The following is a 25,633-nucleotide window of genomic DNA, read 5'->3' on the forward strand; positions in this document are numbered from 1 at the left end:
TCAGGTTTTTACTTACTAGTTTCCTGCAGGCTGTTGCTGTGTTACACAATGTACCATTCCTCCGTTTTCATAGAGGTTTCTTACATCTATTCCTATAACTTTTCTACCAGGATATTGTTCCTGAATAATTTTATTGGCAATCTCATCATTTGCATCTCCATAATTCGGGACCAGAACAACATTATTGGCAACATAATAATTCACATAAGAGCCTTTTTCATCTAACTGCTTTCCATAAGCGGTCTTGACTTTATTTTTAGTTGCCGGAAGGTATACTTTCTTATATTCTTTACCTTTAACATTAGAGGCTGTATATAATGTATTAATGTCTTTATCAGAAAGCCCCAGATCTAAAAGATCATCTTCTTTCATTGTGATCATGGTATTATGATTTACAAATTTCATAAAACCATCTATGTGCATATCGGTAACATCCAATCCGGTGACACCGTCCAGCCAGATCACTTTGGATACCCCATAATAGGTTTCAAACATTTCTTCGGCTTCCTGCTGTGTAATTCCTTTGTTTCTAGTAGCTCCTTTTTTCTGGCTGATCACTGAGCTTTTACATGCCATCAGTACTCCGTTTCCATCCGTTTCTACAGATCCGCCTTCGTTCACCATCTCTTCATTCAAATCAATGACTTTTATTCCAAGATCTTCTCCTATACGCTGAGGAATTTCATCACAATTTTCAAAATCGAATTTTTCACCCCAACCATTGAATCCCCAATCTTCAATCAATACATTTCCTTTATTGTCTTTAACGAAAATAGGTCCGTTATCTCTCACCCAAACATCATCTGTAGGATAAATTTTAAAATCCACATTCTTCAGGGAAACTTTATTTTCCTCTAAAAGTTTGATAATTCTACTTTTTTCCTCTGCATTATATGCAATGATGTGAACTTTCTCACCAGACTGTAAAGCTTTCGTCATATCAATCCAGGTTTGTTCTACCCGTTGACGGTACGTTTTACCATGCTGATAATGATGCGGCCATTGCAGCCATGTTCCTTCATGACGTGAAGATTCTTCCGGAAAATGATAAGTCTGTGCCATAGCTCCTATAAAACTCAATACGAAAGTGAGTGTGAATAATTTGTTCATATAATTAAAATTTTTTCCCAATAAATACTCCGAAATTAATATCGGTTTCAAAACCGCTTCCTGTCTGAGAAATATTACTTCCTATTCCCCATTGCAGTTTCTTTTTATTTTCTAATCCCAGACGAATGACCTGGCTGCTCAACTGATGTTCTTTAAAACCAAAATCAGACTCTACGATTAGCATACTATATAAATTTAGACGATCATTGATTCTTGGTGTATATTCCAATAGAGTATATAACCCCAGTCCAAATTCTTTTGCATCCGTGGAATACGTAAAGGCAGGAAAAACACTAATTCCAAAAACATCATTTTCTTTTCCGTAAGCCAATCCCACAGATGGCATTATGTCTTCTTTTGAGATATGAACTCCTGCAGATACTCCCCAGTTTTTTCCAAGTCCATAATTAATATTCTGATAAACTTCAGGGTTTACTTTTTTTGAATCATAATCGTAGCCAATGGTTCCTGAAGCAAAATAATTCCATCTGGAATTAAAATCTTTACTATAAATTCCCAATATCTCTGCCTCTTTATTTCCTGCATAGGTCTGAACCGCAATCTGAGCTTTTCCAGTTAAAGGAAGCAGCAAGATCAGGAATAATATATTTTTTTTCATTGTTTGTCTTCTTACGTTTTACTGCTGCAAAATTAGAAGCTCAAAAAGTGAATTTTTGTCCTAAAAGGACATTCTAAGAATAAATTGGAAAATAAATATGAGTAAGTTCTGATTCCTCGTATTCTTCAATTACGTCGGAATTGTCAAGCAAAAGCTGCGGTTCGGCAAGCCAAAAGTGATAAAATGAACGGTACGTTTCTAAAATTTGGTCATAAGGTCCCTTGTGTGTAAAACGAACATATTTTTTACCGAAAATTTCACTTTTTAAAAGTCCTTCAACTGTTTCATCAGATGTTACAGCGGCACCATATCTACAGTGTGAATGATTGGTTATCAAAGGTTGATCACGGATAATTCCATAAGCTGCATCAAATATTTCAGCTTCTGGCTCTATTTCTTTCCATAATGCATCTATTTCAGGATTATTGTAGTCTTTTGCTTTAATAAATTTACAGTAAACCGATATTGCATCTTTGTATTTGATCTCAACTTTCAGATCAACTTTATGATTCTCTATAAAATTTTTAAAAATGTCCTGTTTCTGCTTTCTGGCTTCCGCTGGAGAAATAAAATATTGTTGTTTAAATGCTTTTGAAAATGACTGTATATTGAAATATCCTACCTGCCATGCAATCTCAGAAATACTATCTTCTGTATAAATAAGTTTTTTATAAGCATTCTCAAGACGTAGACGTTTTTGAAACCCGGAAATTGTTTCATTAAATATTTTGAAAAAAATACGCTGGAAGTTACGATAAGAATAATGAGATATTGACTCTATTTCATAAGCAGACACTTCCCTATCAAAGTTTGCTTCAATATGGTCAACAATTTTCTGTATCTCATTAAAATGAGTCTGCATAGCTCAAAATTTTATTTTCCTTATATCGTCACAAGATTATTTTCATGAAAATATCAAGCTGGAATATTTTAAATAGATATCCTTGCCTTCATTTTAAATTCAATACTAAATTAAGAAAAATAAGCTGACGAATCATTTTACTTCATCTCTGTTTGATATCCCGAATCTCTTAAATTTTTTTCTGTTTGGGAAGTATTATTGAAATCCAATTTCATTATTTGATCTATTGCTACTTTCTTATCTTTTGCGTTTTCATAGAATCTTTTTGTAATAATATATCCTATAAAATATCCCAAATCTGCCGGTCTGTCTTTGATCGTTGATGTATTGGATAGCCAATTTTGAAAATCAAATCCATCTTTCTCTTTTGTAAAGTTTTGCCATACAATATCCTGATGAGCCATTCCGTAATCAATATAAGGTGCTTCTACTTTTTTCCCAGTCAACAATTCAGCTATAAAATCAGCAGATCCTTCTTTCAGGCAAAGCCCCAATAAATTAGTTTGTTCATTCCCTTTTAAATTTTGTTGAGTGTGAACCAGTTCATGAGCAGTAAGAAAAATAATTCCTGAATTGATCTTCATTCTGTCCTGATAGTTTTTAGGTAATTCGGAATAATCTACCGTAGCATCAGAAGCTGCAAGTTCAGAGCCTATAATTAAATTTCCCTTAATAACAGTTCCTCCACCTTTGAGGTTTCCTATGGTAAAGTAGATCTTCGGAGGAGAAAAATCTTTATATAATTGACTGAAACGCTGATAAAGAGTATTAATATTTTTAAAATCCTTTCCAATATTTTCAGTCTTACCTCTGATGGAATTCCAAAATTTAGGTTTAGATGTCAATGACTCAATCCACTGCTGTGAAGTAAAATTTCTTGAAGAAATAAAATCTTTTAAACCAGCCGTAGACTTATCAATATATAGTTTTTGAAATGTTGATATTTTTTCTTCCGTATTTTCTATCTTCTGAACCTCATCATAGGCTTTCCAAAAATTCCGGATATCGGAAGTTTCAATATAAATATTAAAGTCATGTTTCTGAGCAACCCCAGAAACGGGAAATAAACATATGAACAGAAAGAAAAACAAATGCTTCATCAATGACACTTTTAAAAATAAAATATGGTTTTTGTACTACTAAAAAGTTTCCAAAAACCATATCTTTTATTGTATTTAAAATCTATTAATTGGGTTTGTATAATTTATACATGACAAACAAAAATCCTATCCAGACCGGGATCAGAATCACCTGAATTTCCATTCCTGTAATAGTCATCAATCCTAAAATAAGAACTAAAAAGGCAATACAGATATAATTGGAAATAGGATAAAATATAGAAGGGAACTTTGACTGAACTCCTTCTTTAGTGATCGATTGCTTAAATTTCAAGTGAGTATAGCAGATCATCAGCCAGTTGATAATCAATGTAGATACTACAAGAGCCATCAGATACTGAAATGCTTTTTCCGGTACCAGTTTATTAATGATAATACAGATTCCTGCGAAACATGAAGATATAATGATCGCATTGGTTGGAACTGAGTTTTTATTTAATTTTTTCAGGAATTTCGGTGCATTTCCTTGCTGAGCCAGTCCGAAAAGCATACGGCTGTTACTGTAAACACTACTGTTGTATACAGATAAAGCAGCTGTAAGTACAATAAGATTAAGAACATTTGCAATCAATGTATTGAACTGAATTACTTTACCAAAAAGACTGAATTCTAAACCATTCAGATTTTGGAAAACCATTACAAACGGGCTTGAACCTTCTGTAATTTCTCTCCAAGGGCTTAATGAGAATAAGATTACTAAAGCTCCAACATAGAAAATTAAAATCCTGTAGATCACCTGATTGGTTGCCTGTGGAATAGTTTTTTCAGGGTTTTTCGCTTCAGCAGCTGTAATCCCGATCAGTTCCAGACCTCCAAAAGAGAACATGATCATTGCCATAGCAGCAAACAATCCGGAATATCCTTCTGTCGTTTTATTGAATAATCCTTTCGGAAAAAGTCCACCGTCATTCCATAAATTGGTAATTGTCGCTTTTTCTCCTCCGGTACCGCTTATTAAAAGATAAACTCCAAAAATAATCATTGCAATAATCGCGACAACTTTGATAATGGAAAACCAGAATTCTGTTTCTCCATACACTTTTACAGAAGCTAGATTCAGGGCATTAATGACCACGAAAAAGAATAAACTGGAAACCCATAGTGGTATTTCGGGCCACCAGAAATGTATATAATGACCTATTGCTGTAAGCTCAGCCATACTTACGAGAATATAGAGAATCCAATAGTTCCATCCGGAAGCAAATCCTGGAAAATTCCCCCAATATTTGTATGCAAAGTAGCTAAAACTTCCCGATACGGGTTCCTGAACAACCATTTCACCAAGCTGGCGCATGATAAAAAAGGCAATAATACCTGCTAAAGCATACCCTAAGATCACAGATGGTCCTGCCAGTACGGCTGCTGGTCCAATTCCCAGAAACAATCCTGTTCCTATGGCACCACCAAGGGCAATTAATTGTATATGTCGATTTGTTAATCCTCTAACTAAATTCTCGTTTTGTCCTGTTTTATTTTCGTTGTCCATTGAATCAATTATTCGGTCGCTAAATATATAAAAACTTTTCACAGAAATTCACATTCCATGGGGTAAATTGATAAATCATCACTATTAAAAACAGTAAAAAATACAGATTGTTCCCCTTCCTTCAATAGGGGTAATAAGAAAATAAATACAAAACCAGTCTTCACCCAACGGTCAAGACTGGTTTATTATTTTTATATAAGATATGAATGAATCTATCTTTTCAAATGTTCCTCCGGAATGGGAATATTATTCTTTTTCATATACTCAAGAAGTCCCTGGTATTTATCTTCGTATCCGTCATCTGTACCACATTTATGAGAAATACTACAGATATCGGAAGGTTTGATGTCTAAAATATCTGAAATCTTAGTCAGGATCTCAAGGTTAATTTTCACTTTGGAGTTTTCAATATCGGAATATGCTTTTTGGGAAATCCCCATTTCAAAAGCCATGTATTCCTGAGTAAGGTCTCTACTCCTTCTTATTTTCCTGATATTTTGTCCACATATTTTCATCGTTTTTGTTTTAGTAGTTTTCGGTATATTTTAGAAGATTATCTATTAGCCTCCAACAAAGTTAATAAATACCTTTGGCAAAACATTATACACGTTACATGATATTTACTTTTAACATAGAAAACGGCGAAAAATAAACCATTTTCAGAGCAAATATCACTTCGGTAAACACTATTGGAATTTATGGAGACGCAAAAATTTAACTATGACAATAATATTGTCAGGGCATTCCTCTATGCAACTATCGTATTCGGACTCGTCGGATTTCTGCTGGGGCTTACTGCCGCTTTGATGCTTTTTTATCCTGAATTACCTGAATTTTTATTCGGTACGGATGATACAACGATTAAAAGTTTAGCTTCGGGAAATATTCAGGGACTTATCAATACACAAGGAGCGATGGGATTCGGAAGGATCAGAATGCTTCACACGAGTGCCGTAATTTTTGCTTTTGTTTGTAATTCCTTCTTCTGTGGTGCTTATTACAGTATGCAGAGATTGCTGAAAACAAGAATGTATAGTGATACGCTTTCATGGATTCACTTCTGGTCTTGGCAGTTTATGATTGTTACCGTAGTGATCACATTCCTAATGGGAATCAATACTTCTAAAGAATATGCTGAACATGAATGGCCAATTGATATATTAATTACTTTCTCATGGGTAGTATTCGGGATCAATATGTTCGGAACCATTGCTAAAAGAAGGGTAAGACATTTATATGTAGCTATCTGGTTCTATATGGCAACATGGATTGCCGTAGCAATGCTTCACATTTTCAATAACCTTGAAGTTCCTTTATCTTTCACAAGCTGGAAATCTTATTCTGTATATGCAGGTGTAAAAGATGCATTAGTACAATGGTGGTATGGTCACAATGCGGTTGCATTCGTATTAACCACCCCTGTATTAGGTCTGATGTATTACTTTATGCCTAAAGCAGCCCAACGACCGGTATTCTCATACAAATTATCTATTATTCACTTCTGGTCATTAATCTTCGTTTATCTTTGGGCAGGACCTCACCACCTGCAATATACAGCATTACCAGCTTGGGCACAGGCTGTAGGTACAGGTTTCTCTATCATGCTGATTGCACCGTCTTGGGGTGGTATGCTAAACGGTCTTCTTACCTTAAGAGGAGCATGGGATAAAGTAAGAGAAAACCCTATTCTTAAATTCTTCGTAGTAGCTGTTACTTGTTATGGTATGGCAACTTTTGAAGGACCTTTATTAGCAACAAAATCTTTAAATAAAATCGGGCACTATACAGACTGGGTTATTGGGCACGTACACTTAGGAGCTCTTGGATGGAATGGTTTCATGGCATTCGGGGTAGTATATTATCTGGTTCCGATCATGTGGAGAACAAAACTTTGGTCTGTAAAACTAGCTAACTGGCATTTCTGGTTAGGAACATTAGGAATCATTTTCTATGCAGTACCAATGTATATTTCAGGATTCACACAGGGATTGATGTGGAAACAATTCAACCCGGACGGTACCTTATTATGGAAAAACTGGTTAGATACCGTTACAGCGATCATTCCATACTTTAAAATGAGATTCTTAGGAGGTATTCTTTATCTTTCAGGAGCTATTTTAATGGTAGTCAATGTGATCAAGACTATTAAGATTGGTTCATTCCAGAAAGAAGTACCTGCAGAAGCTCCGGCATTAGCCAATATCGGAGGGACAAGAAAAGAAGGCGAAGGCGTACACCTTTGGTTAGAAAGAACCCCTACTCTGCTTGCTGTATTAGCTTTTATTACGATAGCAATCGGAGGACTTGTGGAAATCATTCCAACACTATCACTGAAGCAAAGTGTTCCTAATATTACCGCAGTGAAGCCCTATACACCATTAGAGCTTGAGGGAAGAGACCTATATGTCAGAGAAGGATGTAACTCTTGCCACTCTCAGATGATCCGTCCTTTCCGTGATGAAGTATTAAGATTTGAAGGGAAGAACGGACAATACTCTAAAGCAGGGGAATTTGTATACGACAGACCATTCTTATGGGGATCTAAGAGAACCGGACCGGATCTTCACAGAGAAGGAGGCAGAAACCCGGATTCATGGCACTTTAAACACATGTACAACCCAAGAATTACTTCTGCTGGTTCTATTATGCCACGTTTCCCATGGTTAATTACCAATAAACTGGATCGTTCACAAATGGTGGACAAAATAAAATTAATGAAAAATTCATTTGCAGTTCCATATACAAAAGCACAGATTGATTCAGCCGATCAATGGGCAGACAACCAGTCAAAAGCTATTGTAAAGAGAATTTACTCCGAAGCTACCGATGTAAGAGATCAGATGGCTAAAGAAAAAATAGCAAAAGGAGCAGCTTATATTCCGCTTGAACAAAGAGAAATTGTTGCAATGATCGCTTACCTGCAAAGACTAGGTACTGATATCAAGACAACACAAATCCAAACAGCAAGTGCAGAGTAATCATTAAAAATTAATGTAATGAAAACGAGAACCCCCATTTCAATATATATCGCAACAACGATAGGTTTAACGATCATGGCGTTTGAAATGTTCGCCAGTGATTCAGGATACTTTTCTTCACCATTTTTCTGGGCGTTGATATTGATAGCTATTATCCTTCTGATGATCATGCATTCTATTGGAGACATGATTGAGAATGAAAGCTTCAGCAGATTATCTGAAGAAGAGAAAAAACAATATCTGGAGGAGAAGAAAGTTCCTTACTATCAGAAATTATGGAACTCTGCCTTCAAAAAGCAGTCTGCAACAGAAGAAAAAGATATTCTTATTGATCATGGTTTCGACGGAATTACAGAGCTTGACAACTCTCTTCCGAAATGGTGGATCGGTCTGTTCTGGTTCGGATGTATCTTCTGCGTAGTGTACTTGACGGCTTATGCCTTTACAGATTACGCTCACCCGGATGCAGAATATACCAAAGAAACAAAGACAATGCTTGCCTCTATAGAAGAGTATGAAAAAACGGCACCCCAGATCAACCTGGAATCTGCAAAATACAGTGCAGACAATATCGCAGAAGGTCAGGAGCTTTTCAAAACCAACTGCGTAACCTGTCACGGAGATGCCGGAAAAGGAGGTATCGGTCCTAATCTTACCGATACACACTGGATCAACATCAAAGAAAAAAGCTTATTCAAAAATGTTTTCTGGATGCTTGAAAACGGTTCTCCAAATAACCCTACCATGAGACCTTTCATCAAAGACGGAACTATTACAGGAAGAGATGCTGAAAAAATCGCAGCTTACATTTACCATATCAACCAGGAAACCGCTCCTATTACACCAGCGCAGGGTGGTGCCGCTCCTCAGGGAGAAGAGGTGAAATGGGAAAACGGAAACAACTAGAAGATTATTATCTGATTAATACAAACCATGCCAAGCCCCCTTTACAACTACATTAACATTTGAATTTTCATTTTTGCTAACTAACCTTTTCAACATTAAAAAATGATTTAAAGGGGGCTTTTTAAAAAACAAAATCCGCACCTTGGCTCGTCTTACTCAACTATTCACTTGACAACTACACAACTAAAAATTCCATAATAAGGCAGCCAAGGCAGGATTTTTGCATTCGAAAATGGTACCACAACAAAGACCGAATAAAATAAGTATTATTATCTTTGTTAGAAACCACATCGCTTTTGAAACTAAAAATCAACACCTCAAAACTCTTAAGGCGTATTGCAATAACCTTTATTTCAATATTGGTTCTTCTTACCCTATTGATACTGAGCTTAAGACTTCCCGCCGTTCAAAATTTCATTAAAGATAAACTTGTCGTTTATCTTGAGAAAAAAATTAACACCAAAGTAAGCCTGGAAAGAGTTTACATCGGGTTTCCCAACAGCCTTGTCATGGAAAACCTTTATCTCAAAGGACAAGACGTTGACACCCTTTTAGCCGTAAAAAAACTGGACGTTGGATTAAACATGCTAAAGCTTATCAATTCTACAGCAGATATTACCTCTGTAGATTTAGAAGGCGCTCGTGCAAATGTGGTAAGAAAACCAGATGGTAAATTTAATTTCGATTATATCATCGATGCTTTTGCTACAAATGATAAAGAAGAAAGCCCTTCCAAGCCATTCATTATTTCTCTGGATAAAATCAATTTAAAAGATATTGGAATCACATTTAATGATCAGCAATCGAAAAATGACATTAATCTTTATTTCAAATCCTTTGATACGAAAGTAAAAAAATTCGATCTCAATAAAAACACTTACGCGGTAAATGATATTAACCTTGATGGATTAAAATTAAAGTTAAAGCAGGGAATTGTAGAAGAAGTTTCCAAAAAGGTTGAGAAAAAAGTAGATTCACTCAATGAAAAAAAACCGATGAATATTGGTTTAAGAGGAATCAAGCTTACTCACTTCGATATTGATTACGGCGATGAAAACACCAAGACTTTTGCGAAAGTTTTATTCAAAGAATTAAGTACAAAAGTGAACAAACTTGATCTTGAAAATAATTCTTTCAATGTTGCCAATGTTTTTCTTTCCGGAGCAGACATCAATGCAAATCTTTACCTTCCGGCACAAAATGCCAATCCAAAAGATAAAAAAGAACAGGAGATTTCAAAAGCATCCGATCAGGATAAAGCCATGAAACTTCTTTTAGGAAAACTTGTCCTGAATGATGTAAAAGCCACTTACAACAATACCGCCATTGCTCCTACCAAACAGGGAATAGACTTCAATCATCTGAATTTTTCTAAACTGAATACGGAAATTAGAAGCTTCAAAATGGAGAATAATACCTTTGCCGGAACTGTTAATTCAGCAGAAATTCAGGAAGCAAAAGGCTTAGATATTCAAAGATTCAATACAGATTTTGTCTATGCGGAAAAAGAAGCATATCTGAAAGATTTGTATCTGCAAACTCCCAAGACATTGCTGCGTGATGAGGTTATTTTAAACTATACGTCCATTGATCAACTGACTAATAATCTTGGAGCAGTAAAGATTTCAGCCAATATCAAAGATTCAAAAATCGGGTTTTCAGATATTTTGAACCTGGTTCCTACTTTAAAAAATACAGTTCCTTTCAATAAATATCCAAATGCCATTCTGAATGTCAATGCAAACGTCAAAGGTACAGTGAATGATCTTTTGATTCAGGATCTTAAAGTTTCAGGTTTGGATCAATTGAGAGTCATTGCATCCGGAAAAATCAAGAATGCCATGAATCCTGATCAATTATACTATGATGTAAGGATTGGTGAGTTTTCTTCCAGTGCTAAAACAATCTTCAATCTGGTTCCGAAAAATACCATTCCTTCCAATATTAGCCTACCTTCAAGCTTCAGTGTAAAAGGAAATGCAAAAGGAACCACTAAAATGGTAAATACGGACCTCAACCTCTACTCTACCCTTGGAAATGCGGCAATTGTTGCTGATGTGGACATGCGCAGAAAAAATCATGAATTATATGATGTAAAAGCCAATCTGCAAGGCGTACAGGTTGGAAAAATCATTCAAAATAAAGATATAGGAGCTATTACCGCACAGATTTCTGCAAAAGGAGAAAGTTTTGACTTTAAAAATGCTAATGCAGACTTAAAAGGTCATGTAGCTTCCGCTGTTTATAAAGGATACCGCTATCAGAATATGAATTTAACAGGTAAGATCAACAAAGGAGCTTATCATGTTGTTTTGAATTCAAAAGATCCGAATGCTGATTTATTATTGACTGCTTCCGGTATTTATGATGAGAAAAATCCTACTGTTAAGGTGAACGGTGAGGTCATCAAGCTTGATGTCAACAAACTTGGATTTTATGAGAAACCTATGATCCTTGCAGGAAAAATAGACGGAGACTTTACAAGCCTAGACCCTAATAATCTGAACGGTTATTTAAACCTTAAAGATTTTGCTTTTTCCGATACCAAAGAAGTATATCCTGTACAGGAAATGAATCTTAAAGCATCTTCCACTACAGATTCTACGCAGATAATTTTCAACTCTCAGGTTGCCGATATTGAACTGAAAGGTAAATATAAGCTTACCCAAATATTTGGTGCTTTAACACAAACTATTAACCAGTATTATCAGTTTCAAAAGCCTGACAAAACCAATAAAATTGATCCGGGACAGCATTTTGCCTTTAATGCAAAGATTAAAAATGATGACTTGATCCGAAAATTTGTACCGGAACTGAAAAGTTTTGAAACGATTAACTTAAACGGAAATTATGATGCCGATTCTCAGAAAATTGAAATAGACGGGCAAATTCCACAACTATTGTATGGTGAAAATACCATCGAAAAAGGAATATTAAAAGTCACCAATGAAAATCAGGCATTACAGTACAGTCTAAACGTTGCTGCTTTAAAAAGTTCAAGTTTCACAATCAACAAAATTGATATTAATGGTGATGTTGCTGATAATACAATCAATTATAATGCAACCACAAAAGATGATAAAGATGTCACCCGTTTCCTTATTGCCGGAAATGCAAAATCTTTGAATGACATTACGGAAATTTCTTTAAATCCGAATGGTTTAAAACTAAACTATGCAGATTGGAATATTGCCGAAAACAATAAAATACAGATCAGCAACAAAGGAATTTTAGCAGATAATTTTATTCTGAGCAATGGCGGAAGTGAAATTTCCATTCAATCGGAAAGCAATAGCCCAAGTAGCCCTCTGAACATCGCCCTGAAAGATTTTAAAATAGAAACCATTACTGAACTTATAAAAAAGGATACAGTACTTGCAAGAGGAACTATCAACGGAACGGCTCAGCTCAGAGATGTGATGAAGGATATGACCTTCACTTCTGATCTGAATGTATCCAACCTTATTGTATACGGAAGTCCTGTTGGAAATCTTGCCGTAAAAGTGAACAATTCTTCACCGAAACTTTTAAATGCTGACATTGCTCTTTCAGGTAACAATAACGATGTAAGAATTCTTGGTGATTACAATACAGCTTCCAGTTCTTTCGACCTGAATATGGCAATCTATCAATTGCAGATGAAGAGCATTCAAGGTTTCTCGATGAATGCAATTACCAATACGGAAGGCTATCTTTCCGGAAACCTTAAAATCACGGGAACTACCGATAAGCCTAATATTCTGGGAAAAGTAAAATTTAATGATGCAGGGCTGGAAATAGCGAAAACCGGAAGTGATTTCAGAAAGCTGAATGATGAGATAGACTTTACAAACCGTGGGATTGAGTTTGATAAATTTAAAATCAAAGACAAAGACGGAAATGCTTTGGTGGTGGATGGGCAAGTTCTTACACAAACCTACAGAGACTTTGCATTTAATCTGAATGTTAATGCTAAAGATTTCAAAGTAGTTAACTCGCAAAAATCCAACGATGCCATGATGTACGGAATTCTTGCTATTGATGCAGGACTTCATATCCGTGGAAACCTTGACTTACCAAAAGTAGACGGTAGATTAAGTGTTGCTGACAACACGGATTTCACTTTTGTCCTGCCACAATCTAATCCTTCATTACAGGAAAGAGATGGAATTGTAGAGTTTGTAGATCAGGATCAGGTCGTTTTAAATAAAACCATCAAAACAGATTCTCTTAATGCGCAAAGTCGTATCCAGGGGATGGATGTCAGCGTTAATATCGAAGTAAGTAAAGAAGCGAAATTATCAATCGTTATTGATAAAGCTAATGGAGATTTCGTACAGCTTCAGGGAGAAGCAGAATTAACCGGTGGAATTGATCCTTCAGGGAAAACAACATTGGTAGGAGTTTATGAAGTGAACAAAGGAAGCTATGATCTTTCGGTAAGCTTCCTGAAAAGAAAATTTGATATTCAGAAAGGAAGTACCATTACCTGGACGGGTGAACCTACTATGGCTGTAATGGACATTACTGCAGTTTATAAAACGGAAGCTGCTCCTATTGATCTTGTAGAACAACAGGTAAGCGGTGACGGAAGTGCATCACTTATTAATCAGTTTAAGCAGAGGATCCCATTTAATGCTTTACTGAAAATGAAAGGAGAACTGTTAAAGCCTCAACTAAGTTTTGATATTACGACGGAAGAGAAAAATAACTCCATATCAACCAATGTAAAAGATGTTATTGATCAGAAACTGGCACAGCTTAGAACTCAGGAATCTGAATTGAATAAACAGGTATTCGCTTTACTTCTTTTGAACCGTTTCATCGGGGAAAATCCATTTGAAAGTGGCGCAGGAATGTCCGCTGAAACTATGGCAAGACAGAGTGTGAGTAAAATTCTTTCTCAGCAATTGAATAACCTTGCTTCGGGATTAATCAAAGGTGTTGACCTTAATTTTGGTCTTGATTCATCAGAAGATTATTCTACAGGACAGAAAAATACAAGAACTGACCTGAATGTGGACATCAGTAAAAAATTATTAAACGACAGGCTGAAAGTAACGGTGGGAAGTAATTTCGGATTGGAAGGACAAGCACGTCAGAATGAAAATATGACCAATATTGCAGGAAATGTTTCTGTAGATTACAGCCTTTCCAAAGACGGAAGGTACATGCTTCGTGCTTATCGTAAAGATGAATATCAGGTAGCTCTTCAGGGGCAGATCATAGAGACTGGTGTTGGATTTATCATCACGTTGGATTATGACAAATTCCGTGAGATTTTTGAAAAATCCAAAGCAAAAGAAAAGAAGCCTAAAAAGAATCAAAACAATCAAGTGGTAGAATTTAAATAATGAATAATACATTTCATACATACTGTAAATATCTGTTGGTTTCCGGATTAACTTCGGCAGTAGTTTCGTGCAGCAATACAAGGTTTTTGAAGGAAAACCAAATGCTTTACACCGGCGCTGAGGTAAAGATTGAAAGTGACACTATTTCAAAGAAAGAAAAGAAAGATCTTCAGGCTGCACTTGAAGCCAACCTTACTCCAAAACCGAATTCTACATTTTTGGGTATGCGTCCTAAGCTTTATTTTTACAATATTGCCAAAGAGCCTAAAAAGGATAAAGGATTTAATTACTGGCTTAAATATAAAATGGGTGAAAAGCCTGTATTATTGGGAGATGTAGATCGTGAATTCAATAAAGATATCATTCAAAATTATTCTGAAAACAAAGGATATTTCAATGCACAGGCTACTTATGATACTGTTTCAAAAAATAAAAAGGCAAAAGTAATTTATACCTTAAAACCTGGAGCAAGATATTTGGTAGATGGAGTTAAATTTCAAAAAGACTCTACCCTTGTTAATCAGGAAATTCAAAATTTAGCTGGAAAAACTCTTCTTAAAAACGGAAAACCATTTGATCTTGACGTTATCAAAGCGGAAAGAGAAAGAATTGATAACAGTTTAAAAGAAAGAGGGTTTTATTATTTCCATCCGGATAATATCATTGTACAGGCAGACAGTACGGTAAATAAAAACCATAAAGTAGAATTGAATGTAAAGCTTAAGGATAATACGCCTGATTTAGCGACTCAACAGTTCAGTATTGATAAGGTTATTGTCTTCCCGAATTATAATATTCAGGATGTAAAAGAGGGAAAATACAGTATTCCGATGAATAAAGATTCCCTGAGTAAATACGCATTTGATGATATTTACGTCATTGATCCACAACATAAGTTCAAACCGAAAATTTTCGACAGGGCTTTATATTTCAAACAGGGAGATCTTTATAATCGTTCCAATCATAATCTTTCCTTAAACAGATTGATCAGTCTGGGAGTATTTAAATTCGTAAAAAATGAATTTGTGACTTCTGATTCTTTAAATCATAAATTTGATGCTTATTATTTATTAACACCAAGACAAATTCAGTCTTTAAGGCTTGAAGCTTTGGGAAGAACAAACTCTGCCAATTATGCAGGTAGTGAGCTTAACCTGAACTGGACACACAGAAATTTCTTCAGAGGTGCGGAACAGTTTAAAGCAGCAATTTTCGGAGCTTTTGATTTCCAGATGGGAGGTGCTCAGGATGCCAATAATATTTTCCGTGCCGGAACAAATGTTCAGCTCTCGATTCCGAGAATTGTAGCACCATTCCGTTTTCATTCTTCCAGTGAGTTTGTTCCGAGGACAAATATTACATTGGGTTATGAATTCCAAAACAGAACGCAATATTATACCCTTAATAATTTCACAGCTTCATTCGGGTATTTATGGAAAGAAAATGCAAGAAAGGAACATGAACTGAAAGTGATTGATATTACCCTTGTTTCTCCACAAAAGGTTACCGCAAAATATGATGCCGACGCCACTAACAATCCAGCTATGCAAAGGATTGTACAGAGACAGCTTATTTTCGGACCTACTTATTCATATACTTATACCAATACCATGCTGCCTAAAAAGAATACTTTTTATTATAAAGGTACTCTGGATCTTGCAGGAAATATTTCAGGCTTAGTGAGTGGAGCTAATGTAAAAGAGGATAAAGAAAAAAATATTTTTGGTATTCCTTTCAGTCAATACGCTAAAATTGAAAATGATTTCAGGTTCTACTATAAGTTTACAGAAAAATCTTCATTGGCTACAAGATTCATTGGAGGAATTGCTTATCCTTATGGAAACTCAGAATTTGTTCCTTTCTCCAAGCAGTTTTTCTCAGGAGGAAGTAATAGCATAAGAGCATTCCGTGCAAGAACACTTGGTCCGGGAAGTTTTGATCCAAGAACAATAAAACCAGGAACTTATTTCGACCAAGCAGGAGATGTTAAGTTAGAATTAAATGCAGAATACCGTGCGAACCTATACAAGTTCATAAATGCAGCCGTTTTTGTAGATGCCGGAAATATCTGGCTGCTCCATAATGATGATGCAAGACCGGGTGCAAAGTTTACAAAAGATTTTCTTAATGAAATTGCAGTAGGAGCCGGAGTTGGTCTGAGACTTGATTTTTCTATATTAGTTTTAAGGCTTGACTTAGCAATGCCATTGAGAGTACCTTATTATGAAAAGGGAGACAGATGGGCCTTCGATAAAATCAATTTCGGAGATCCTAGCTGGAGAAAAGATAATCTTGTTTTAAATATTGCCATCGGATATCCATTTTAATATGATCAATAATTTTAAATTTTTCTGGGAAGTCCTAAAGGACACATTTACAGAATGGAACAACTCTTCTGCGTCCAAAGATTCAGCAAGTCTTGCCTATTACGCGATCTTTTCTATCCCGGGATTATTGATCATTATCATCTGGGTACTTGGTAATTTTTTTGGAGAGGAAGCCATCAGAGGACAGATCAGTACTCAAATCAGTGGAATTATGGGACCTGATGTAGCGAAAAGCATTGAAGGAATGCTCGCCGGAGCTTTAATTGACAAAAAGAATATTTTCATGAAAGCTGTAGGAGTTGGAGCCTTGGTATTTGGTTCTACTACTCTATTCTTTCAGCTTCAACATTCGTTAAATGCTCTTTGGGATGTAGAGTCAGCACCGAAGAAAGCTTTACTTAAGTTTTTACTGGATAGAGCCAATTCTCTCGGAATGATCCTGATTCTTGGATTCCTGCTCATGATTACCATGGTTTTATCCTCATTAATCAGCCTTTTTAATAAAATCATCACTCAATATTTTGGATTTGAAACGTACCTTCTTGTTGAGGTTGTCAATTTTTCAATTGGATTCGGGCTTGTTATGCTTTTATTTGCTCTCATGTTTAAAGTTCTTCCTGATGTACAGATCAGTTGGAAATCCGTTTGGCGTGGTGCTTTTTTAACAACAGCCTTATTTACATTGGGGAAATTTTTACTGAGTCTTTATTTCAATCAGGTAAAACCTACTTCAGCATTTGGAGCTGCCGGAACTGTGATTCTGATTATGATGTGGATCAATTATTCCTGTATGTTGATATTTTTTGGAGCTAAGTTTACGAAGGTATACACCTATAAAAAGGGATATCCGGTTACTCTTTCCAAACATGCCAGATGGAGCGCAGCTAAACTCTATGCGGATAGCCTGAAACAAATGCATGAAGAAGATAGTAATAAAACGTGAATCGGAGGTTGAAATTCCGGTTATTTCTGATACGAGATTTTCACAATTTATATAGAAAAAGCCTCCTGAATTTTTCAGGAGGCTTTCTTATTTTTACATTCTGTTTACTGTTCCTATTCCCAGCAGTTCCAACGATTTTTTGATCGTCTTTGCTGTAAGATCTGATAGATTCAGACGAATTTGTTTAATATTTTCATCATCCTGATTCAGAATCGGATTGTTCTGGTAGAATGAGTTATATGATTTCACTAAGTCATAAACATAGTTCGCCACCAAAGCAGGGCTTAATGTTTCTGCTGATCTGGCTACTATCGTTTTAAAGTTTGCCAATTGCATGATCAGTTCTTTTTCAAACTGATTCAAAGTTACGTCATTCGTTTCTTTATAATTGAATTCAGCCTTTGATAACAATGATTGAATACGAGCGTAAGTATACTGAATAAATGGTCCTGTATTACCATTGAAATCAATACTTTCAGCCGGATTGAAAAGCATTTTCTTCTTTGGATCTACTTTCAACATGAAATACTTTAAAGCACCAAGCCCTACCGTTTCATAAGAAGCTTCTTTTTCTTCATCAGAAAGAGTTTCAAGCTTACCTAGTTCCTGAGCTTTAGATTTTGCCGTTTCATACATTTCCTGCATCAAGTCATCAGCATCTACTACAGTTCCTTCACGGGATTTCATTTTTCCTTCCGGTAACTCAACCATTCCGTAAGAAAGGTGGAATAACTGATCAGCCCATTCGTATCCTAACTTTTTAAGGATCTTGAATAATACCTGGAAGTGATAATCCTGCTCATTTCCTACCGTATAGATCAACTTTTGAATATTGTTTTGCTTAAAACGTTCAACTGCCGTTCCTAAATCCTGAGTCATATATACTGAAGTACCGTCTGAACGTAACAATAATTTTTGATCAAGTCCTTCATCAGTAAGATCACACCAAACGGAACCATCTTCTTTCTGGTATAAAACCCCTTTATCTAATCCAGCCTGAATAAGGTCTTTTCCTAAAATATAAGTATTGCTTTCATATTGAACCTGGTCAAAATCAACACCTAATCTTTTATAAGTTTCGTTGAATCCTTTGTAAACCCATGAATTCATTTCTGCCCAAAGATTTCTTACCGCTTCATCTCCACTTTCCCAGTCTAGTAGCATCTTTTGCGCTTCCTTCATTACCGGAGCATCTTTTTTAGCTTGCTCTTCCGTTACTCCCTCAGCTACAAGTTCTGAAATCTCTTTTTTATAATTTTTGTCAAATTCTACATAGTAGTTTCCAACGAATTTATCTCCTTTTGTATTGGTAGTTTCAGGAGTTTGTCCATTCCCGAATTTCTCCCAAGCCAACATTGATTTACAGATATGAATCCCTCTATCGTTAATAATCTGAGTTTTGATCACATCATATCCAGCCTCTTTTAAGATTTGAGCAACAGAGAATCCTAACAGGTTGTTTCTGATATGCCCTAGGTGCAATGGTTTATTAGTATTCGGTGAAGAATACTCTACCATTACCGTTGAATTTTTCTTATCTATTGTTGAAAAACCATCGTGTACAGATCTGAAGTTATCTACAAACAGTTGATTTTTAACTTTAACATTAAGGAAACCTTTTATTACGTTAAAGCTTTCAAATAATTCCGTTTGTTCAGTTAATGCTTCACCTAATTCAACCCCAATGCTTTCAGGGTTTTTCTTTAATTGTTTTACCAACGGAAAAGTAACAATCGTAAAATCACCTTCAAATTCCGTTTTATTTTCCTGAATTTCCAGCTTAATGTCTTTTAACTGATAAACATTTAAAATGACTTCTGAAAGTTTCTTTTCTATAATATCTTTAATATCCATGTCAAAATTTAAAGTACAAATTTAGTGAAATAAAAAAGACAAGTCTATAATGAGATCATACACATTCAATTATTTGACTGTTTTTTGAATATTTATTCTGAAAATCAAATCCTTGTCTATATTTTTCATATATTTATTCTACTCATTAAACAAAACTTTATTATGAAAAATCTTAAAAAAATCACGAAAACTGAGCTTAAAAAAATTACTGCCGGAAATGCACCTTGCTGCGAACCATGGGGAAGATGTCCTGATGGTTATAAACAATGTCAGGAATGGGGAGCTTGTGTTCCTAAGTCCGTTAATTGCGGTGGATAAAAAAAGAGGTCTTTAAGACCTCTTTTTTATGATTTAATTCCAATAAAAAACCGCCCGAAGGCGGTATAATATGAATGTTGTTAAATGCGTGTCTAGAATTTATCCCAGAACAGTTTTGTCTGTTGTTGGTCTCCACCAATAGCAGTTGCTGCTTGATTGTAGTTGCTGCTATTTAAGTTAGATTCTGTAACAGGGTAAGTAAATCTTTTAGGAACTGGTCTTCCTGTTTCTGCAGGCAATCTTAGTCCTGGTGCATCATACTTTCTGTAAACAGACCAAGCTTCAAACCCTCTGTTGTACATTGCAATCCAGAATTGTTTACCAATTTTCTCTTTCCATGTACCTGGCGCTGAAGCATAATTAACGTCAGGTCTTGCAAGGTATGTAGTGATATCGCCTGGAGCAACTCCCCAATACTCCATACTTGCCTTAACTCCTTGTGTATAGTAAGCAGCAGCTGAGGATCCTACATTGTATCCTCTTTCCTTTGCTTCTGCAAGTAAGAAAGATATTTCAGAGTAATCCATAAGATCACCTTTTAGATCTCTAGTGTAGAAAATCTCTCCTAGATGAGTAAAATCAGCATAATCATTAAGAGATCCATAAACTCCCCCAATATATGGTGTTTTGTTATCATCGAAGTATACACTTCTTCTTGGATCATCTAATCCATTTAGATAATCAACAAAAGTATCTGATGGTACAAAATCCTGTCTTCCACTCAGATAAAGATCTGCATACAATGGATTTGCGTTTGCTGTATTATCTTCATAATGTAATAGAAAGTTATCTTGATTAGAAGCAATTAATCCAGCATTGTAAGCAGCCTCTGCTTCTGTTTTAGATAGTGCAGGATCAAAATCAGCAAGTCTCATCGCCAGTTTAAATCTAACGGATGCAGCCAGTTTTTTCCATCTAGCCATATCTCCATCATAAATAAAATCTTTTTCTAATCCTCCTGAACCTGCATCAATATCATTATAAGCAGCAGTTATTTTTAATAAAAGATCTTTATAGATTGTAAAGGCATCATCATACACAGGTCTTGTATTATCAACACCTTCTAATGCTCTTGAGTAAGGAATATTACCAAATAAATCTACCATCTGCTGCCAAGCATATACTTGTGCAATGGTAATGAAAGCTAATTGATTTTTCTTTTCTCCAGCCTTAAGGTTTGGATCAACTATTACAGATTCTCTTGCTTTCTTTAAATCATATAAAACAGGACCATACATTGCATTCCAATGTGCTTCAGGTAACGCTCTGTTTCTGATATCGTAATTCGTCTCTGTTACATACTGTGTTTCAGTCCAGTGCTGCGCAACTAATCTAAAAATATTGCTATTAACACTAGTACTTCCCATTTGATCAAACATACTTTTCACCCCGCTCGTAAATAGGAAGCTACCAGGTACTTCAGCTGGGTTTTTAGGATCGACGTTCAAATCTTCAAAACTATCTGAACATGAAGCCAGAGATAGGGCTACAAGAGATCCAATTATTATCTTTTTCATAATTTTTCTTTTTTAAAATTCAACTTTTACACTTGCACCTATTTCTCTGTAAGTTGGATGAGCTCCATTCTGGAAACCAATTGCATTACCTGCCCCCATAATTGCTTCAGGATCTGAATATGGTAAGTTCTTATGAATAATCCATAAGTTTCTTCCGATTACAGAAAGAGTTAAACTTTCAATAAATGTATTCCCCAGCATTTCTTTAGGCAGCTTATAGGATAATGTAACATTTCTCAATTTTACAAAAGATCCGTCGTAAACGTGCATTGCTTCTGGTGCTCTGTTATACCCATAAGGGTTATTAACATTGGTAAAACTTGCTCTTATATCGTTTGGAGTTCCATCAGCTTTTACTCCCGGAAGAATAACCCCTCCTCCATTAGCAAGAGTATTTCTGATAGGATTTCCTAAATCGTTCAATCCAGCTGTTTCTTCGTATAATCCACTCAATAATCCGAATGCCATATCCTGAGAATAAACATCTCCTCCTTTTTTAATATCAATTAAGAAGCTAAGACTAAAGTTCTTATAACGAAGAGTATTCATGATACTTCCTCTCCAATCCGGAACAGCATCACCGATAACTTCCTGAGGATCGTCACTTAGCAAATAAATACCATTTGCTCCAACAACTTTCTCTCCATTAAGGTAAACGAAGTTTGTTCCTCTGATTGTTCCGGTAGATTCTCCTAATTTCGCTCCGGATGTAACGTTCCACATCTTAGCAAGCTGTAAGAAATCATTATCTCCTTGGATTTCTGTTACCTTAGATTTGTTTTTTGACCAGTTTCCGGTAAGTTCCCAAGTAAAATTAGAGGTTTTAATAGGTACTACTGTTAATCTTGCTTCAATACCTTTATTCTCAATACTTCCTGCATTCACCCACATTTTTGTAAATCCTGAAGCTCCTGAAATATCAGTTGGTGTAATAAGATCTTCTGTTTTTTGCTTATACACCGAAACATCGAAACTTAAACGATTTCTGAAGAAGCCCATTTCTAAACCAGCTTCCAATTCCTTCATTCTTTCAGGTCTTAATTCAGGATTTTTAGATATAGCAGAAGAACCTGCACTAAATGCCCCATTATTAAAACCAGGATTGAATATATATGTATTTCTTAAATTGAAAGGGTCAGTATCGTTACCTACTTCTGCGTAGTTCAATCGAACTTTACCGAAATTGATTTTATCTTTACTCTTTAAAAGCTCTGAGAACACAAAGCTACCAGATAATGAATAATAACCATACCAGCTGTTATTAGTAGGTAGAGTTGAAGATCGATCACGTCTGTATGATCCATCCACAAATAACATATTCTTATATCCTAAACTCGCTTGTGCAAATAAACCTAAATTACTTTTTGTTTCATCGAAATCATCAAGATTCTTTTCCGTTAATGGTTCACGTGAATTGGTAATAGAATATAATCCTGGTACTTTTAATCCGGCATTAGTTACAACAGACATTCCGTATCTTTTGTTTCTTCTAATGTTAAAACCAACGTTTCCGTTAAGGTTGAAATCACTTCCAAGGTCTTTATTAATGTTTAAGATACCATCATAGTTCATTTCATAAACTTTCTGCATCATCACATAATATTCACCTTTACCTCCATTACTTAAACGTCCTTGATCGGAAGATCCTATTGCTACTCTCTCTTCTCTTAAGTCATCAAAAGTATCAAAAGTATATCTTCCCATGAAGCTCAACCAATCTGTAAACTTATAATTAAGCCCTGCATTTCCAAAATAACGATTTCTCGTATCTGTTTCATAGTTCTCATATCTGTTGAAGAAGTAGTTATCAGTATAGCCTACTGTTTGAGTTTCCCAATCCTGAATATTCCAGGTCATATTTTTTCTTGTCAGTTCATATGCCTGTCTCTGCTTATCCATATCAACTCCCATGTTCCACCAACCTCTGAAGCCCTGCATTGGGTTTCTGGATTCGTATCCTGTATAAGCCCTACCTTTACCTCTAGTATTGATATATGAAATATTAGCAAATACATTCAATTTATCTGTAAAGTTATAATCTGCAGAGAAATCTAATGTATTCTTTTTAATCTCACTATTTACCAAAGCTCCTTGTTGATAGAAATTAGTATAACCTAGTCTATACTTTCCTTTCTCGTTTCCTGCTGAAAAAGCAATTGAATTCTGATACGTTGTAGAAGTATTCCAGATCATGTTGGGATCTTTCCCAGCAATCCAAGGTGTAGGTTTTAAATAGTTCGGTAAACCTGGATATTGTGAATCCCAGTTATAAACTAATAAATTCGGATCGAATCTGGTTCCAAATGAACTGTCATTATAAGTATTTACAATATTACCATCTAAAATACCATCCCCGTTAATATCTGGATATCCATTTGCCGGATCGACATTATAGAAAGATCTACCGGAAGTACCACCTCCGTATTCATGCTGATATTTAGGAAGGGTTGATTTATCTACAGTTCCAAGGGTAATGGAACTGTTAAATTCTACCCCTACTTTTCTGGATTTTTTACCTTTTTTAGTGGTAATCATCACCACCCCGTTCATACCTCTCGATCCATAAAGAGCAGATGCTGCAGCTCCTTTAAGAACGTTTACACTTTCAATGTCATTAGGGTTGATATCTGCCATACCATTAGCATAATCATATCCCCCTCCTCCAGAGGCCATATTCCCTTTGTTGAAAGTATCATTGTTGATGGGCGTACCATCCACTACAATAAGTGCCTGATTACTGGATGTAAGTGATTTTATCCCTCTGATAACTACATTGGCAGAACCGCCCATAGTTCCTGACTGTGTAATGTTCAAACCTGCTACCTGCCCAGCTAATGCATCTGAAACATTGGCAACCGGTACATTAGAGATCTGATCTCCCTTTACCTCTGTTGTGGAATAACCAAGAGATCTCTTCTCTCTTTTAATACCGAGTGCAGTAACTACTACCCCCTCAATTTCTTTTGTTTTGATTGTATCTTTCTTTTGCTGGGCATTCGCAACAGCCAAAGAAGAGGTCAATACTAAAACAAGAAGACCTGTTGTTAGTTTCTTCATATCAAATTAATTTTGTATCCGTACAAATTTGTAAAACTTTATTAGAAACACAAAGAAAAATGTAAAAAAAATATCAATTGTTTAAAAATTCAAAAAAACAAACAGACAATAAATTATTAAAATAAGTTAAAATATAGTTTTTTAACAAATATTAAAAAAAAATTAATCGATATTTTTCCAGATATACCAATTAAGTCTTTTATTCATAATCTCTGTATAAAAAACAAGCATAAATACATATAAAACACTGTATTACAATAAAGTAAATCACATATTATTGAAAAAAAACAACAGATTAAAAACCCATACCATGTCAAGCATAATTTTTTTTCATTGCTCAAAAAGTTAAAATTTGTCTGAAAACAGAGAGGAATAAACAAAATGTAAGAGAAAAATACGATATATATAAATACACCAAAATAACAAAAGCAGGTCTAAAAGAACAACAATAAAACCTCTTTATATTTAATGTTTATATATTTTTTAAATCAATATTCTTTTCTATTTTTTCTCACAAAAATGATAGATTATATTAAAAGGGTGTTCAATAAGAAATAACGGTTCAATTTCTTTTTTATAATTTTACATCTTCATTTTATCATTATGGAATTATTACAAAAGTGGACGGATACATACATCGAAGCTGGATGCGATGAAGTTGGAAGAGGTTGTTTAAGCGGACCGGTTGTTGCTGCAGCCGTTATTTTAGATGATAATTTTAAACAGAGCCTTGTTAATGATTCAAAGAAGTTGACATTTAAAACGAGAATGGATCTGGACAGTTATATTAAAGATAATGTAAAAACGTATGCCATTGCGGAGCTGCCTCCTTCATTCATTGATGAACATAATATTCTTAATGCCAGCATTCATGCTATGCACCGTGCGTTAGATCAACTTACCATTACCCCGGAACTGATTCTTGTGGATGGTAATAAATTCCACCCTTATAATTATATTCCTCATCAATGTATCATTAAAGGAGATTCAAAAGTATTATCCATTGCAGCAGCATCTATTCTTGCTAAAAACTACAGAGATAAGCTAATGATTGAACTTCATGAGGAACATCCTGAATATGGCTGGAATACTAATTTTGGATATGCCACTAAAAAACACCAGGAAGCATTAATCAAGTTTGGACCAACAAAACATCATAGGCAGTCTTTCCGATTAAAATATGACTAACTAAAGCCGTGAAGCGA

The 25,633-nt window shown here is 35.3% G+C and carries 16 protein-coding genes; 7 read left to right on the top strand and 9 right to left on the bottom strand.

Features of this window, described 5'->3' with window-relative positions; genetic code table 11:
• Positions 1-15: 15 nt before the first annotated feature.
• The 6 genes from BW983_RS08025 to BW983_RS08050 form a co-directional block, all read right to left on the bottom strand.
• Positions 16-1,110, bottom strand: a complete 1,095-nt coding sequence (locus tag BW983_RS08025; RefSeq protein WP_076551768.1) for an agmatine deiminase family protein — start codon at positions 1,108-1,110, stop codon at positions 16-18.
• 4 nt (positions 1,111-1,114) lie between these two features.
• Entirely contained in the window at positions 1,115-1,729 is a 615-nt protein-coding gene (locus BW983_RS08030) for a hypothetical protein (RefSeq protein WP_076551437.1), read from the bottom strand.
• A 73-nt stretch (positions 1,730-1,802) separates the two neighbouring features.
• Complete coding sequence (locus BW983_RS08035) at positions 1,803-2,591, bottom strand: AraC family transcriptional regulator (RefSeq protein ID WP_076551439.1); 789 nt, start codon at positions 2,589-2,591, stop codon at positions 1,803-1,805.
• Between the two features lie 137 nt (positions 2,592-2,728).
• Entirely contained in the window at positions 2,729-3,691 is a 963-nt protein-coding gene (locus BW983_RS08040; protein WP_076551441.1) for a gliding motility protein GldB-related protein, read from the bottom strand.
• Between the two features lie 85 nt (positions 3,692-3,776).
• Positions 3,777-5,195: an amino acid permease gene (locus BW983_RS08045; protein ID WP_076551443.1), complete on the bottom strand. Its 1,419-nt coding sequence runs from the start codon at positions 5,193-5,195 to the stop codon at positions 3,777-3,779.
• Positions 5,196-5,407: 212 nt separating this feature from the next.
• Entirely contained in the window at positions 5,408-5,710 is a 303-nt protein-coding gene (locus BW983_RS08050; RefSeq protein WP_076551446.1) for a helix-turn-helix domain-containing protein, read from the bottom strand.
• A gap of 183 nt (positions 5,711-5,893) precedes the next feature.
• Between BW983_RS08050 and ccoN the strand changes: the two genes are divergently transcribed.
• The 5 genes from ccoN (at position 5,894) to BW983_RS08075 (ending at position 17,682) form a co-directional block, all read left to right on the top strand.
• Positions 5,894-8,173, top strand: a complete 2,280-nt coding sequence (gene ccoN, locus BW983_RS08055; RefSeq protein ID WP_076551769.1) for a cytochrome-c oxidase, cbb3-type subunit I — start codon at positions 5,894-5,896, stop codon at positions 8,171-8,173.
• 18 nt (positions 8,174-8,191) lie between these two features.
• Positions 8,192-9,079, top strand: a complete 888-nt coding sequence (locus tag BW983_RS08060) for a cytochrome c (protein ID WP_076551447.1) — start codon at positions 8,192-8,194, stop codon at positions 9,077-9,079.
• A 296-nt stretch (positions 9,080-9,375) separates the two neighbouring features.
• Complete coding sequence (locus tag BW983_RS08065) at positions 9,376-14,412, top strand: translocation/assembly module TamB domain-containing protein (protein WP_076551449.1); 5,037 nt, start codon at positions 9,376-9,378, stop codon at positions 14,410-14,412.
• Positions 14,412-16,739, top strand: coding sequence for a translocation and assembly module lipoprotein TamL (gene tamL, locus BW983_RS08070; protein ID WP_076551451.1), 2,328 nt, complete (start codon positions 14,412-14,414; stop codon positions 16,737-16,739). Before BW983_RS08065 ends, tamL begins: the two co-directional genes overlap by 1 nt.
• A gap of 1 nt (position 16,740) precedes the next feature.
• Complete coding sequence (locus tag BW983_RS08075) at positions 16,741-17,682, top strand: YihY/virulence factor BrkB family protein (RefSeq protein ID WP_076551453.1); 942 nt, start codon at positions 16,741-16,743, stop codon at positions 17,680-17,682.
• Positions 17,683-17,775: 93 nt separating this feature from the next.
• Here the strand turns inward: BW983_RS08075 and argS are convergent, their stop codons facing one another.
• Positions 17,776-19,536 carry an arginine--tRNA ligase gene (gene argS, locus BW983_RS08080; RefSeq protein ID WP_076551455.1) on the bottom strand — a complete coding sequence of 587 codons (1,761 nt, stop codon included), beginning with the start codon at positions 19,534-19,536 and terminating at the stop codon, positions 17,776-17,778.
• A gap of 162 nt (positions 19,537-19,698) precedes the next feature.
• Between argS and BW983_RS24000 the strand changes: the two genes are divergently transcribed.
• Positions 19,699-19,854: a bacteriocin-like protein gene (locus tag BW983_RS24000; RefSeq protein ID WP_167369972.1), complete on the top strand. Its 156-nt coding sequence runs from the start codon at positions 19,699-19,701 to the stop codon at positions 19,852-19,854.
• Between the two features lie 92 nt (positions 19,855-19,946).
• Here the strand turns inward: BW983_RS24000 and BW983_RS08085 are convergent, their stop codons facing one another.
• Together BW983_RS08085 and BW983_RS08090 are read right to left on the bottom strand one after the other, a co-directional pair.
• Entirely contained in the window at positions 19,947-21,371 is a 1,425-nt protein-coding gene (locus BW983_RS08085) for a SusD/RagB family nutrient-binding outer membrane lipoprotein (protein ID WP_076551457.1), read from the bottom strand.
• Positions 21,372-21,383: 12 nt separating this feature from the next.
• Positions 21,384-24,428: a SusC/RagA family TonB-linked outer membrane protein gene (locus tag BW983_RS08090; protein ID WP_076551459.1), complete on the bottom strand. Its 3,045-nt coding sequence runs from the start codon at positions 24,426-24,428 to the stop codon at positions 21,384-21,386.
• 603 nt (positions 24,429-25,031) lie between these two features.
• On the opposite strand from BW983_RS08090, the gene BW983_RS08095 reads away from it, so the two are divergent.
• Positions 25,032-25,616 carry a ribonuclease HII gene (locus BW983_RS08095; protein WP_076551461.1) on the top strand — a complete coding sequence of 195 codons (585 nt, stop codon included), beginning with the start codon at positions 25,032-25,034 and terminating at the stop codon, positions 25,614-25,616.
• Positions 25,617-25,633: the final 17 nt, after the last annotated feature.

It is taken from the genome of Chryseobacterium ureilyticum (assembly GCF_900156735.1).
Lineage (GTDB): Bacteria > Bacteroidota > Bacteroidia > Flavobacteriales > Weeksellaceae > Chryseobacterium > Chryseobacterium ureilyticum.